Source organism: Kitasatospora sp. NBC_00315, from assembly GCF_041435095.1.
Classification (GTDB): domain Bacteria; phylum Actinomycetota; class Actinomycetes; order Streptomycetales; family Streptomycetaceae; genus Kitasatospora.
Genome location: NZ_CP108025.1, coordinates 7,611,138 through 7,625,959, shown reverse-complemented (window position 1 = coordinate 7,625,959; position 14,822 = coordinate 7,611,138). Strand labels below are relative to the sequence as shown.

8 protein-coding genes are annotated in these 14,822 nt (G+C 72.2%); 4 read left to right on the top strand and 4 right to left on the bottom strand.

What is annotated here, in order from left to right:
- Nucleotides 1-805 precede the first annotated feature (805 nt).
- From OG823_RS31670 to OG823_RS31660, 3 genes are all read right to left on the bottom strand, one after another.
- Nucleotides 806-1,591: a DeoR/GlpR family DNA-binding transcription regulator gene (locus OG823_RS31670; RefSeq protein ID WP_371483633.1), complete on the bottom strand. Its 786-nt coding sequence runs from the start codon at nt 1,589-1,591 to the stop codon at nt 806-808.
- A gap of 98 nt (nt 1,592-1,689) precedes the next feature.
- On the bottom strand, nt 1,690-2,658 hold the full coding sequence (locus tag OG823_RS31665; RefSeq protein WP_371483631.1) for an ROK family protein: 969 nt from the start codon (nt 2,656-2,658) through the stop codon (nt 1,690-1,692).
- Nucleotides 2,659-3,015: 357 nt separating this feature from the next.
- Nucleotides 3,016-4,821, bottom strand: a complete 1,806-nt coding sequence (locus OG823_RS31660; RefSeq protein ID WP_371483630.1) for a ricin-type beta-trefoil lectin domain protein — start codon at nt 4,819-4,821, stop codon at nt 3,016-3,018.
- Nucleotides 4,822-5,227: 406 nt separating this feature from the next.
- On the opposite strand from OG823_RS31660, the gene OG823_RS31655 reads away from it, so the two are divergent.
- From OG823_RS31655 to OG823_RS31640, 4 genes are all read left to right on the top strand, one after another.
- On the top strand, nt 5,228-6,112 hold the full coding sequence (locus tag OG823_RS31655) for an SIS domain-containing protein (protein ID WP_371483628.1): 885 nt from the start codon (nt 5,228-5,230) through the stop codon (nt 6,110-6,112).
- A 175-nt stretch (nt 6,113-6,287) separates the two neighbouring features.
- Entirely contained in the window at nt 6,288-7,205 is a 918-nt protein-coding gene (locus tag OG823_RS31650) for a 1-phosphofructokinase family hexose kinase (protein ID WP_371483626.1), read from the top strand.
- Nucleotides 7,206-7,233: 28 nt separating this feature from the next.
- Entirely contained in the window at nt 7,234-8,097 is an 864-nt protein-coding gene (locus tag OG823_RS31645) for a ketose-bisphosphate aldolase (RefSeq protein WP_371483625.1), read from the top strand.
- Between the two features lie 831 nt (nt 8,098-8,928).
- On the top strand, nt 8,929-10,992 hold the full coding sequence (locus OG823_RS31640; protein ID WP_371483623.1) for a cellulose binding domain-containing protein: 2,064 nt from the start codon (nt 8,929-8,931) through the stop codon (nt 10,990-10,992).
- 165 nt (nt 10,993-11,157) lie between these two features.
- Here OG823_RS31640 and OG823_RS31635 read toward each other — a convergent pair whose 3' ends face one another.
- Entirely contained in the window at nt 11,158-14,463 is a 3,306-nt protein-coding gene (locus tag OG823_RS31635) for a LamG-like jellyroll fold domain-containing protein (RefSeq protein WP_371483622.1), read from the bottom strand.
- Nucleotides 14,464-14,822: the final 359 nt, after the last annotated feature.

Here is a 14,822-nt window from a genome sequence, read left to right as displayed (position 1 = left end):
AAAGACCCCGCCAAAACCCCCAAAAGACCCTTCGACATCCCCCGTCGAACCTTGGATTCACGGACCACACGGCCGAGATCTCAGTGATCAGCGATCACACTACCCAAGGTCCGTACCCGGCTCAACCAACACAGGGTGGCGGTTCAACCGCGCATGCGAACAGAGCGTGACAGTTCCCTGGCCAGGACGGGGAAGGCCTGGAGCCGACTCGCACACCGATCCGACGGCTCGTCAAAAGGCGTCCCGCGCAGGTGCGGCAGAGCGGATCCGTCGCCGCCGCACCGGGGAACGGCCCCACCCGGGCCCACCCGGCGCCACCGGCGAACCTCGTGCCGACCCCGGGCGGCCACCGGCCCCGGTGGCACCGCGGCCTACCGGCGAGGACCCGCCGGAGGCATCCCGGCGGCGCGACGTCGGTGACGTACGGTGACGACTCCTCATCTCCACGGAGTCCCCGGACTGCTCTCCCGCGGCGCGCGGGCCGGGGCGGCGCGGCGCAGGTTGCGCGCCGACGGGCCGAGGGAGCGACGCCGCTCCTTCTTCCACGCCGGCCGGTCGGCCTGATGCGCTCGTGTACCGACGGCCCGCTGTCATCCATCGGGCGAGTGGCTACGGCTACGGCTACGGCTACGGCTACGGCTACGGCTACGGCTGACCGTGGGGGCGTTCACGCTCCGGGTGACGGCGGAGCCTCCCCACGTCCCGGCGACGCCTCACGCCTCGGAGCGACCTGCACGGACCGGGATCGAGGCGGCGAGGCCGGCCCAAGCCGACCCGGGGTACCCGCCGTGTCGGGCCGGCGCGCTCAGACGCAGTGGACCTCCACGCCCTGCGCGGCGAACTGCTCCACGACCTCGTCCGGTGCTTCCTTGTCCGTCACCAGAACGGCGAACTCGTGGACGCCGCAGACCTGGGCGAACGCCCGACGACCGATCTTCGTCGAATCCGCCACGATGATCACCCTGTCGGCCCGCAAGGCCATCGCCCGGTTCGCACTGGCCTCACCCTCGTCATGGGTCGCCGCGCCGTTGCCCGCGTCCACCGCGTTCACGCCCAGGATCGCGAAGTCCAGCGAGATACCCTGCAGCACCATCGTCGCCATCGGACCCGTGAGCTCGTACGAGTTGGGACGCGCCACACCCCCGGTCACCACCGTCTTCACGTGCGGACGCACCGCCAGCTCGTTCGCGATGTTGATCGCGTTCGTGACCACCGTCAACGCCGTCCCCTTGGAATGCTCCGCCAGGTCCGCACGGGTCGCCAACTCCCGCGCCACCTCCGACGTCGTCGTCCCACCGCTGAGACCCACCACCGCACCCGGCGGAATCAACGCCGCCGCGGCCCTCGCGATCCGCAGCTTCTCGTCCGCCCGACGCGCCGTCTTGTACCGCAACGGCAGGTCGTACGCCACGCCGCTCAACACCGCGCCGCCACGAGTACGCACCAGCAACTGCTGATTCGCCAACTCGTCCATGTCCCGCCGCACCGTCGCCGCCGACACACCCAACAACTCGGCGGCCTCACCGACCTCCAGGCGCCCCCGATCCCCCAGAACCTCCAGCAGACGGGTCCACCTCTCATGCGCCGCCACGGAACCCACTCCTCACATACACGCCACACCGGCCCCCGAAGCCTATCGCCCGTACCCCACGACCCCTCCCCTACCATGATCGAATACCGCGGAACGGCTCAGCAGTGACCAGCCGCCGTACTCGCCGCCGACGCGCTCGTGGCAAGGTCGCCGCAGGCGCCTCGCACCCGGGATCCGGCGTCCCAGGCGTGCAGTCCGGCGCCCAGGCAGCCCGCCTCGTCGCCCAGGGCGGCGGCGACCAGCCGGGGGCGCCGGTGGAAGGTCAGTCTCCTGTCCAGGTCGTCGCGCAGCGGGTCCAGCAGGAGAGCGCCCGACTCGGCGAGGCCCCCGCCGAGGACGACGACCTCGGGCGCGAGCAGGGTGACGGCGGCGGCGAGGGCGGTGGCGAGTCCCGCGACGGCGCGCCGCCAGACGACCTCGGCGGCCTCCTCCCCGGCGGCCAGGCGGGCCGCGACCTCGGCGGCGCCCGCGACGGCGCGGCCGGAGTACGCGGAGTAGGCGCGGGCGATCCCCGCTGCGGAGCCGATCGTCTCCAGGCAGCCGGAGCCGCCGCAGGTGCACGGCAGGCCGTCGGGCTCGACGACGAGATGGCCGAGTTCGCCTGCGTAGCCGCCGGCGGCCGGCAGGCGCCCGTCCTGCACGATCGCGGCCGAGACGCCGGTGCCGATCGCGACGAAGAGGGCGTCCTGCGCGCCGCGGGCGGCGCCGAGGCGGACCTCGGCCAGGGCCCCGGCCCGTACGTCGTGCCCGAGGGTGACCGGAATTCCGGTGTGCTGTTCCAGCACCCGGGCCAGCGGCAGGTCGCGCCAGCCGATGTTGGCGGAGTAGACGGCGAGGGCGCGGTCGGAATCGACGATGCCGGGTACGACCACCCCGGCCCGCCGGACGGCGAAGCCGAGTCCCGCGGCTTCGTCGGCGAGGGACCGGAGCGCCGCCGCGATCGCGGCGACGACGGCTTCCGGGCCGTCCGCGCGCGGTGTGGGAAACCGCCGGGTCGCCGGTGCGCCCGACTCGCGGTCGAGCAGGGCGCCCTTCATGCCGGTGCCGCCGACATCGAGGGCGATCACGCACTCCGCGTTCCTCCGCCGGTCAGCCACGGCGTTCCGCTCCGCCGTCGGGGCGGGCGGATCCGCCGGGGCAGGCGGAGCCGCTCGGGTGGCCCGGGTGCGCGGAAGGCTCTCCCGCTCGGCCCCCTCGGGCGCCGTGGTGGCGGTCGGGCCGAGGTCCGTGACCGGTGGACGTCCGGCACGGCGTGCTGTCAGGCATGCGCGACTCTCTCGTAGAGGCGGAAGGGCGGAAGGGCGGGTGTCGGCGGGAGGCGGTCGACAGGGTCAGGCGCCGTCGCACGGCGGAGCACCCCGTTTCCCCCCGGGGAGGCTGAACCGCCCCGGGGGAACGGAGTTCGGCTCATCGGTGCGTCGGCGTCAGGTGCTCGGCGGAGTGTCGAACGGGGCGCTCCAGGTCTGGTTGGGCTGGTGCGTGCCGCAGGTGTAGGTGGTGATCGCGGCGTTGGTGTCGCCGAAGTCGGAGCCGGTGATGTCGACGCAGACGCCGCTGCCCTGGCGGAGCTGTCCCTGCCGGTTGTAGGTCCACTTCTGCTTGGTGTCACCGGTGTTGCAGGTGGCGAGACGCAGGCCGGTGGAGTCGCCGGAGACGCACAGGGAGGTGTTCTGGAGGGAGGAGATCAGGCCGTTGCCCTGGCGCTGCCACTGCTGGTTGCCGTTGCCGGTGCAGGCGTAGAGGGCGACCTTGGCGCCGGCCGTCGCACCGCCGTAGGCGTCCAGGCACAGGGCCGAGACCTGGAAGGCACTCTGCGGTGCCTGGATCTGGCCGACGGGGACCGCGGCGCCGCAGGTGCCGGGGTCGATGGTGTACATCGCGGTGTCGTGGCCGGCGATGGTGGTGGTGATGGAGGACTGGACCGACCGGTCGGTGTGGCTCCAGAGGTCGCGGGCGGTGCGGGTGCAGCCGGTGTTGCCGAATCCGACCCGGGCGAGGTCCAGCGTGTAGCCGGTCGAGGTGGCGTTCTTGTTGGTGATGGCGACGGCGCGGCGGCCGCCCGCGAGCGGCTTGACGACGACGTCGATGCCCGCGGTGGCGGAGGCGTTGTCGCGGGAGGCGAGATAGCCGCCGGCACCGAGGGAGTCCTGGTCGACGGCGATGATGTCGGCGTTCTTGAGGATGCCCAGCTGCGGGGCGTAGGTGGTCGGGTCCGCGGCCATCCTGCGCACGTCGGAACTGATCATGAGCGGGGAGCCCATGGCCGACCACAGGGCGAACTGACTGCGCTGCTCGGCGAGGGTCAGCTGGCCGTTGTCACCGATGAGCAGCATGTCGGCGTCGGTGTGGTTGCCCGGGCCGTTGTAACGGGCCAGGGCCACACTGTCGTTGAAGTTCTGGTAGACGCCGCCCTCGTAGTAGTCGCCGCCGTGCGGCCAGTCCCAGGCGGAGGCGTTGTCGTCGTGCCGGACGGCGATGTCCGGGCTGACCCGCCACATCTGGCCGAGCCCGCGGACCCAGTCCATCGCGTTGTACTTCTCCGCGCTGGTCGGTCCGTAGCCCGCCGGAGCGGATTCGTTGAGCAGGATCTTGCGGCTGGTGCCGGCGGTCGCGGTCTTCAGCGCGTTCGCCATGGTGGTGAGGATCTGCCGGCGGTTACTGGTGTCCGTCCCGCAGTTGTCCACCTTCAGGGAGTCGATGCCCCAGTAGGCGAGCGAGTCGGCGTCGACCTGCTCGTGCCCCATGATGCCGCCGGGCACACCCTGGCAGGTGTTGACGCCGGAGGTGCTGTAGAGGCCGGCCTCCATACCCTGGCCGTGGACGTAGTCGGCGTAGCCGTTGAGCTCCCAGTCGTAGCCGGGCTGGGAGCTGCCGCCCCAGGTCGCCGCGCCGTGCAGGTAACCGGCGGCGGTGCGCTGCATCCAGCAGTCGTCGACGGTGAGGTTGGTGTAGCCGGCCGCGACCAGGCCGGTGTCCTTCATGGCTTCGGCCTGGTCCTGCATGAACTGCTGGAACGAGTACCCGGTGCGGGTGCCGTCGAGGCGGGCCTGGGCGGAGCAGGTGAAGCGCGCCCAGTTGTTGAAGCCCATCATCGGCTTGACGCCGATCGCCGTGCCGGTGTTGGCGGCCACCGGGTCGGCGGTGGCCGCGGGGGCGGTCACCGCCGCGAGTCCGGTGGTGGCGAGCGCAGCGGCGGACGCGAGTCCGGCCAGCCGTCGGTGCAGTCTCATGGGTGCTCCGAGCAGGGGAATGGGGGAGGGTGAAAGATGCTTGAAGCTGATCTTTGATGATCGACTCAACGCATCTTTGCGCAAACCGTGGCAGCCTCGCCCGAGCGAGTCAAGGCCCCGATCCGGCTTTCCCGTACCTGCGACGTCGCCCGGCGGACCGACCTTCGGGCCGAAGCGGACCGGCGCCCCGCCCACCCTCCGACCCCCCTATGCCTCCGACCAGGCGCTCCTGACCAGGAGACCGCAGGAGTGGCCGCCGGGCACGGGCGTACCGGGCCCGCCCGCCCTCCCGGCGGAACTCCGTCGCCGAGCCCGAAGACGGGCTGCTACCCATGAATGCTCAAAGATGATTGAATAAAGCACAGGGCAAGCATTTTGAATCACCTGATCGCCATGGAGGCACCGGATGACGTACCTGGAGACCGAGATCGCCGACCAGCCGGACTGCTGGCGCCGTGCGGCGGACCTCGCCGCCGCCCGGCAGGACGTCCTGCCCCGTACCGGCGAGCGGGTCGCGATCATCGGCTGCGGCACGTCCCTCTACATGGGCCAGGCGTACGCGTCCCTGCGGGAGTCGACCGGGCAGGGGGTGACGGACGCGTTCGCCGCATCGGAGTTCCCGGAGGTCCGCGGCTACGACCGGGTGATCGCGCTGACCCGGTCGGGCACCACGACCGAGGTCCTGGAACTGCTCGGGGCCCTGCGGGGCAGGGCCCGCACCCTCGCCGTCACGGCCGACCCGAACACGCCCGTCATGTCGCTGGCGGACGATGTCGTCGTACTGGACTTCGCCGACGAGAAGTCGGTCGTCCAGACACGGTTCGCCACCACCGCGCTGACCTTCCTGCGCGCGCACCTCGGGCTGCACTCCGAGGCCGTGGAGCGGGACGCGCGCCGCGCCCTGGCGGAGCCCCTGCCGGCCGGCCTGGTGGACCGCACCCAGTTCACCTTCCTCGGGCGCGGCTGGACCGTCGGCCTGGCGAACGAGGCCGCCCTGAAGATGCGGGAGGCCGCCCTCGCCTGGACCGAGTCCTACCCCGCCATGGAGTACCGGCACGGCCCCATCAGCATCGCGGCGCCCACCACCGCGACCTGGATGCTCGGCGAGGCCCCGGTCGGCCTGGCCCAGCAGGTGGAGGCGACCGGCGCCGCCTGGGTGGCGGGCGGACTCGACCCGCTGGCCGAGCTGGTCCGCGTCCACCGCCTCGCCGTGGCGCTCGCCGCGGCCAAGGGCCTCGACCCCGACCGGCCGCGCAACCTGACCCGCTCCGTGATCCTCGCCGACGCGTGACACCGCCCGCGCACGTCACCGCACGGGTCTCCCCCGGCGCGGACGTACGGCGGCTCTGCCGTCGCGCCGCGCGGCTCCCCGGCCGGGCGCCGGCCGCTCACCGCCCGCGCCGGGGAACGGGCACACCGGCACCCGCTCTCACCGCCGAGCGTGCGGCGGAAGGAGGACCTCGGTCGTGATCGTCACCGTCACACCCAATCCCGCACTCGACATCACCTACACCCTCCCCGCGCTGGTGCCGCACTCCAGCCACCGGGTGGACGGCGTCCACGAACAGGCCGGCGGCAAGGGCGTCAACGTGGCCAGGGTCCTGCACGCCCTCGGCCGGCGGGCGACAGCGGTCCTGCCGCTCGGCGGTACCACCGGCGCGGCCGTCAGGGCCGACCTCGACCGGGCCGGCCTGGCCTGTCTCTCGATCCCCCTGACCGACGGGGCCACCAGACGGACCGTCGCCGCCGTCGACGAGCGCGACGCGACGATGTTCAACGAACCCGGGCCGGAGCTCTCCGCCGAGGAATGGGCGGCCGTCCTCGGCGGGGTGAGGAGCCTGCTGCCGACCACGCGGGCGCTGGTGCTGTCCGGCAGCCTCCCCCGTGGCGTGCGGCCGGACGCCTACACCGCGTTCGTGGAACTGGCCCGCGAACACGGCGTCCCCGTCGTCCTCGACGCCGCCGGGCCGGCCCTCACCGAAACCCTCCGGGCCGGACCCACCGTCGTCAAACCCAACGCCGCCGAGCTCAGGGAGGCCACCGGAATCGACGACCCGCTCACCGCCGCAAGGGAGTTGACGAACGCCGGCGCCCGGACCGTGGTCGCCTCCCTCGGACCGGACGGCCTGCTGGCCGTCACGCCGGCCGGCTCCTGGCGTGCCTTCCTGTCCCCGTCGGCCGACATCCGCGGAAACCCCACCGGCGCGGGTGACGCCGCCGTCGCCGCCCTGGCCATCGGCCTCGCCGACAGCACCCCGCTGCCCCAGTCGCTTAACCACGCCGTCGCGCTGTCCGCCGCCACCGTCCACAGCCGCTACGCCGGGCAGTTCGACGCCCACCGGTACGAGCGCTACCTCACCCGGGTCCAGGTCGTCCCCGCCTGAGTCCCGTCCTCCCGAGCAAGGAATCGCCATGCCCCTCTGCACCACGGGCGAACTGGTCGCCGACGCCGCCTCCCACCACGGTGCGGTCGTCGCCCTCAACGTCATCACCCTCGAACACATCGAGGCCGTCATCGCCGCCGCGGAGCACGTCAACGAGCCGGTCATCCTCCAGGTGAGCGAGAACGCGGTGAAGTTCCGTGCGGGGCGCCTGCACCCGGTCGCCGCCGCCGCCGTGGCCGCCGCGCGTGCCGGCACGGTACCGGTCGCCCTGCACCTCGACCACGTCAAGAGCGGGGAGCTGCTCCGGCAGGCCGCCGACTGCGGGTTCAGCTCCGTCATGTTCGACGCCGCGCACCTGTCCTACGAGGAGAACGTCACCGCGACCCGGACGGCGGCCGACTGGGCGCACTCCAACGGTCTCTGGCTGGAGGCCGAACTCGGCGAGGTCGGCGGCAAGGACGGCAACGGGCCGCTGGACGCCCACGCTCCCGGCGCCCGCACCGAACCCGGGGAGGCCCGACGCTTCGTCGAGGAGACCGGGGTGGACGCTCTCGCCGTGGCCATCGGCAGCTCCCACGCGATGACCACACGGGACGCGGCGCTCGACCACACCCTGCTGGCGGCGCTCCACGACGCCGTCCCCGTCCCGCTCGTCCTGCACGGCTCCTCCGGTGTCCCCGACGCCGAGATCCGGCGGGCCGTCGCGGGCGGCATCAGCAAGGTCAACATCGGTACCGCGCTGAGCATCGCGATGACCGGCGCGATCCGCGCCCAACTGGACGCCGACCCGCGGGGCGTGGACCCGCGCCACTACCTGGCGGCCGGACGCCGGGCGGTCACCGACACCGTCGTCCAGTTGCTGACCACCGTTGCCGCCGCACCCGTCGGGTGATCACCACCGCAGCGCCGTGCACACGGCGCACCACCCGGCGCGGCTCGGGCCGGACACGGCATCACCGCATCGCGAACCCGCCCTGCCGGCCCCTCGATCGGGGCGGACGCATCGGTGACGCCCCGTCGGTTAGGTGACGACGGGTGGGACGGATCGGGACGGTGACGTGGGGTCGCACGGGCCGAGTGGGCGGGGCCGGGCGGACCGGCGGACGGGCGGACGGGCGGACGGGCGGGCGGATGGGCGAGTGGGCGGGGCCGGGCGGGCGGACGGGCGGACGGGCGGACGGGCCGAGTGGGCGGGGCCGGGCAGGACGCGGGGTCCGTGCAGGCCGACATCTCCCCGGCGGCCGGCCGAGCCGCCGGTGGCGCCTCCCGTTTCTCACGGCGCTCCTCGGTTCCCCGGCCGACCGCCCCGACCGCCCCCTGTTCCCGGGGGTACCGCGTGACCACGGACCGAACCGCCCTGGCCGGTGCACGCCTCGTCCTTCCCGGCCGGATCGCCGAGAGCGGCCGGATCACGGTGGCGGCCAAGGGTGGGGGGAACCGGCCTCAACAGCCCACCAGTGGACCGGAGATGCGCGCACGGTGGCGATCCTGCGTCCCGGTGCGTCAGGAAGATTGACATGCTCGGCGCCCCCTCCCATCATGGGAGCGCTCCCACGTCCTACCCGGCTCACCCGTCTCCGACGGTTGACGCGGCGCCGTACCCCGCACAGTCCCCCGTCCGTCGTCCGGCTCCGCGGCGTGGCCCCGAGCCGGCGCATCACCCAGGAGGAACACCCCCATGCTGTTCCGCAGGAGACCAGACGGGCTCCGTCGCCCCCTCGCCATGACGGCCTCGGCCGCCCTGGCCGTGGTGGCCGCGGCCCTGCCGCTGTCCACCCCCGCCGTCGCGGCCGACCCGGCCGCCACCGGCGACACCACGGTCACGGTCAACGCGAGCGCGGGTCTGGGCACCGTCAGCTCCACCGCGCTCGGCGCCAACACCGCCATCTGGGACGCGAACATGAACGACCCCCAGGTGACCTCCCTGTACAGGGCCGCCGGGATCGGCGCGCTGCGCTACCCGGGCGGCTCCTACTCCGACATCTACCACTGGGTCGACAACACCGCACCGGGCGGTTACGTCGCCCCGGGCACCGACTTCGACGCCTTCATGGGAACCGCGAAGGCCACCGGCGCCCAGCCGATCCTGATCGCCAACTACGGCTCCGGTACGGCCCAGGAGGCCGCGGACTGGGTTCGGTACGCCAACGTCACCAAGGGCTACGGGGCGAAGTACTGGGAGATCGGCAACGAGATCTACGGCAACGGCGTCTACGGCAGCGGTTGGGAGACCGACGACCACGCCGACAAGACGCCGGACCAGTACGCCAGGGAGGTCAAGGCGTACGCCGCGGCCATGAAGGCCGTCGACCCCACCGTCAAGATCGGTGCGGTGCTCACCATGCCCGGCAACTGGCCGGACGGCTCGGTGGCCGCCGGCGACGCCGCCGACTGGAACCACACCGTGCTCGCCGCCGTCGCCCACGACGTCGACTTCGTCAGCGTCCACTGGTACCCCAACGCCGGCAACGGCGACCAGGCGCTCGCCGCCGTCCAGCAGTTGCCCGGTGAGCTCCGCGAGGTGCGCAACCTGGTGAACCAGTACGCGGGTGCCGGCTCCGCGGGCATCGGCATCGCGATGACCGAGGTGAACTCCAACTCCGGCGGCGGCGCCTTCACCAGCCGCCCCAACGGCCTGTTCGCCGCGGAGGCCATGAGCACGGCGCTGGAGAACGGCGTCTTCAGTGTGGACTGGTGGGACACCCACAACGGCGCGGGCGCCGTCACCACCGTGGGCGGTGAGACCGACTACGGCGACATGGGCATGCTGTCGAGCGGCAGCTGCTCCGGAAGCGTCTGCGAGCCGGCGGTGAACACCCCGTTCGCGCCGTACTACGGCATCAAGGCGCTGGGCGCACTCAGCGACCCGGGCGACACCATGCTGGCCTCCGCCGCCTCGGGCTCCGAGGTGTCGTCGCACGCGGTGCTCCGGGCCAACGGTGACCTCAGCGTCCTTCTGCTGAACAAGAGTTCCTCCGCCGTGCACACCGTGGACCTGCGCTACCTGGGCTTCACCGCCGACGCTCCGGCCCCCTCGGTCCAGCGGTGGGCGCCCGGTGACGACGGCCTGGTGGACGCGACCGGTACCGCCACCGCCTCCTCGGCGACCCTGGCGCCGTACTCCCTCACCGTGCTGACCGTGCACCCGAAGAGCGGCACCGGCTCCTCCGCCGCCACCGTCGGCACCCCCGGTACGCCGCAGACCACCTCGGTGGGCGCCGACACCGTCGCCCTGAGCTGGCCGGCCACCAGCGGCTCGGTGGACCGCTACGAGGTCTACGAGCAGCTCGGCACCACCATCCAGCTGCTCGGTTCGTCCACCGGCACGTCCGCCACGCTCCACAACCTGCCGCCGGGCTCCCGGCACACGGTCAACGTGCTGGCCCGGGACCAGGCAGGGCACCTCTCCCGGCCGTCCGTCCCGCTGACCTTCACCACCGGCACGCCGGCCGACAGCACCTGCAGCGTCTCGTACCAGGTGACCACCGGCTGGGGCAACGGCTTCGTCTCCAACGTCGTGGTGAGCAACCTCGGCCCGGCGGACATCAACGGCTGGACACTGGACTTCGACTGGCCGTCGACCGGACAGTCCGTCGGCTCGTGGTGGAACGCCGACATCACCAGCAGCGGGCAGCACGTCCGCGTGACCAACGGCGAGTCCAACGCGCGGCTCGCGCCGAACGGCGGCAACTCCGTCAACTTCGGGTTCGTCGGCGGCAACAACGGCGTCAACCCGTCCCCGACGGTCTTCAGGCTGAACGGAACGGTCTGCCGGACCATCATCTGATCCACCCCTCCACCCCGGGTGGGAGCGGCCCACGCAGCTCCCACCCGAACCGCCCCCGGCGGGAGGGGGTCCTCCCGCCGGGGGCGGTTCGGGTGGCGCTGGTCGTGCGGGTCGTGCTTGTGGTGCTGGTCGTGCGGGTGGTGCGGGTGGTGCGGCCGCCGGGTGCTACGCGGGCTGCTCGGCGGTGTGCAGGGCGCTCACCTCCGCGGCGGTGAGCGCCTTGTCGAAGGCGTGGACCTGGTCGATCGAGCCGTTCCAGAAGTCCACGTTGCCGCCGTTCCACTTGGCGCGGCCGAGGCTGAGCGGGCCGGTGGACACGTCGCCCGTGCCGGCCGGCACGGTGGCGGCGAGGGTGCCGTCGACGTACAGCGCGATGGTGCCGGCCGCCGCGTCGTGGACGCCGACCAGGTGGTACCAGTGGCCGAGCTGGGGGGTGATCGCCAGCCGGGCACGGGTGCCGCCGGGGAGGCTGAAGGCGAACGCGCCCTGGCCGTACTGCAGGTAGAACGGGTTCTCGGTGCGGCGGCCGTCCTGGCTGACCACGGTGGCGTAGTTGCCGGGCAGGGCGTCCAGGGTGGCCCAGGCGGAGATCGAGTAGCTCGCCGTCGTGTCGACCACGGGCCCGGCGGTCTGGGCGTACTGCGCCTGGCCGTTGAACTTCAGGGCGCTGCCGCTGATGCCCGGGGTCCAGGTGGTGCCGTCGGTCAGGGTCATCGAGGCCTTGTTGGGGCCCTGGTCGGCGGCGGTGGTGCCGGTGCCCTCGTCGAGGGACCAGGAGCCGCCGCCCTTGACCTCGGAGCGGGCGCCGGCCGCGGCGCCGGCCGCGATGACCTTGAGGTTGACGGCGCGGACCTGGGCCGGGTCGACCTTGATCTGCCGACGGTCGTACGTCCAGAGGCCGTTGAGCTCGTTCTCGACGTCGGTGACCTGGGTGTAGACCGAGCCGGAGAGCTCGGCGCCGGCGGCGGCGAGGTAGAAGGTCTCGGTGTTGTCGACGTACTTCTGGGTGAGGGCGGCCTTGTCGTTCACGCCGCTGTAGATGACGGTCGGGGCGCCGGGCCACATGTGGCCGGGGGCGCGGAGGGTGAAGCCGCCGTGCTCGCCGTCCATGGCGGCGCGCTCGGCGTCCGGGAACGCCGGGTCGTTGTTGCCGTAGTCGTGGTGGTCGATGATGTCGCCCTTGCCGGAGTCACCCTTGGAGGCGCAGCAGTTGACGCCGCTGTGGGCGTTGACGATGCGGGAGGGGTCGGCGGCCTTGACGGCCTCGGTGAGTTTGCCGGTGTCCTCGCGGTTCCACTCGCCCCAACCCTCGTTGAAGACGATCCAGCCGATGAGGGACGGGGAGTTGTGGAGGAGCTTCATCTCCGCCATGCCCTCGGCGACGAACTCCTGCTGCCCGGCGGTGGTGCGGAAGTCGCCGGAGACGAAGTCCTGCCAGACGAGCAGGCCCAGCTTGTCGGCCTGGTAGTACCAGCGCGGGGACTCGACCTTGATGTGCTTGCGGACGGCGTTGAAGCCGAGGTCCTTCTGCGCCTTGAGGTCGAAGGTGATGGCCGCGTCGGTGGGTGCGGTGTAGAGGCCGTCCGGCCAGAAGCCCTGGTCGAGTTCGGCGAGCGAGAAGATCGGCTTTCCGTTGAGGACGATCTTCTGGTAGCCGCCGACGTCCTGGATCGCGACCTTCCGCATGCCGAAGTAGCTCTTGACCGTGTCGGTCTGTTTGCCGCTGGTCAGCGTGACCTTGAGGTCGTAGAGGTACGGGTCGTCGGGTGTCCACAGGTGCTGGTTGCTCACCGGCAGGTGGAGCAGGGTGTTGGCGGGGCCGCTGACCGAGCCGACGACGTTGCCGTTGGTGTCCTTGGCGACGGCCTTGACGAGCGTGCCGGCGGGTGCGCCCGGGGAGTTGACGGTGACGGCGAGGGTACCGCTGTCGATGTCGGGGGTCGTGGTGACGGTGTCGATGGAGGCGGTGGTGACGGGCTCCATCCAGACGGTCTGCCAGATGCCCGACGACTGGGTGTAGACGATGCCGCCGGGGTTGGCGGACTGCTTGCCGAGTGGCTGGTCCGCGCCGGCGGTGTCGGTGACCGCGACGACGATCTCCTGCGGGCCGGTGCCCTTGAGGGCGTCGGTGATGTCGGCGGTGAAGCCGGTGTAGCCGCCGGTGTGCTCGGCGACCTTCGTGCCGTTGACCCAGACGGTGGCCTTGTTGTCGACGGCGCCGAAGTTCAGCTTGAGGCGTTGGCCGGAGCCGATCTTCCAGCTCTTCGGGACGGTGACCGTGCGCCGGTAGAACATGTGGTCCTCGTGCCGCTCCAGACCGGAGAGCATCGACTCGACCGGGTAGGGCACGATGATCTTCTCGCCGAGGTCCTTGCCGAAGACCGGCTGCTCACCCGCGGCGGCGCCGGCGAACTGCCAGGGGCCGTTGAGGTTCAGCCAGTCGTCGCGCACGAGCTGCGGCCGGGGGTACTCGGGCAGCGGGTGGTTCTTGTCGACCTTGTCGGTCCACGGGGTGGTGAGGCGGTGGGTGGAGGCGTTGGCGGCGGTGCGGGAGATCTCCGGAACGGCCTGGCCGCCGGAGGTCAGGGCGCCCTTGCCGTCGTACCGGACGCGGACCTGCTGGCCCTTCTGGATCGGCTCGGAGAGCTTGACGATCACCGACCGCTTGTCGTCGGAGGCGGTGGCGACCGACTTGACGGGCATCGGCGTGGTGTCGGACTCGACCGTCAGGTGGCTCGCCACGTCTGCGACGTTGCCGACCTTGCCGTCGAAGGTGGCCTGCACCTTCAGGCCGTCCTCGGCGACGGACAGGGCGACCGGGTAGACGCTGAACCCGGCGGGCGGGGTGAAGGCGCTCTCCGGCACCAGTTGCTTCGGCATCGCCGGGCTCGACCAGCGGAGGTACATGTTGGCGCCACCGACGTCCTGGAACATCTCCAGGCGGAAGTCGTGTCGCTCGCCGGCCTTGAGGTGGAGGACGGCGCTGGTCTGCTCGTTGTCCCAGTCGGGCACCCAGTGGTCGATGACGGGCGCGCCGTCGACGAACAGGCGGAACCCGTTGTCGCCGATGGCGTAGAAGGTGTAGTCGCCGTCGGCGGGCGCCTCGATCTGGCCGGTCCAGCGGGCGGTGGTGTTCTCCTGGCGGCCGGTCATCTCCTGGAAGGCCGACGCCAGCCCGGGGAGGCTGATCTGCGGGTCGAGCGCGACGCCGCCGAGCTCGGCGAAGTCACGCGCACCCGGCGCCGACATCCGGTAGTACTCGCCCTTCAGGCCGTGCGTCTGGGTGGCCGGGTCGGCGGCGGCGAAGGTCGCCGTGCTGTCGGAGGGCGCGGCGGCGGACATCGCCGTGTCGCCGGACGGCACGGCGGCCGAGGCACCGGGGACCAGGCCGACCACGGGCAGTGAGAGTGTCGCTGCAAGCAGCAGCGCCCACATTCTGCCTCGGTGTCGGGTGGCTGGCTGTCGTGTCATGCGGTGGCTCCTCGTGCGGGGGGCGTAGAGAGTGGGGGGACCCTGCGGCCGGGGCGGGGCAGGAACGGGGCGGCCGAGGCGCGGGGCGGCTCGGCCGGGGTGGAGGGGTGGGGGCGGACTTACAACGTTGGAAACGTTGTTGCCAACGGCATAAGAGCACGCGCCGGGAGTCGTGTCCAGAGGTCTGACACAGTTCGCCCGAAACCGGCGTCGCCCCGCCACCGAGGCTCCCCATCAGGCCACCGGGCCAGGCAGGTCCTCCTGCGGCGCCCGGAGCACCCGCTGCGGTGGCACCTCCGCAAGGCCGCTCAGGTCACGGCCGGGAAATCTCCCGGAAACCCGGAGCGACCCCTTGGCGT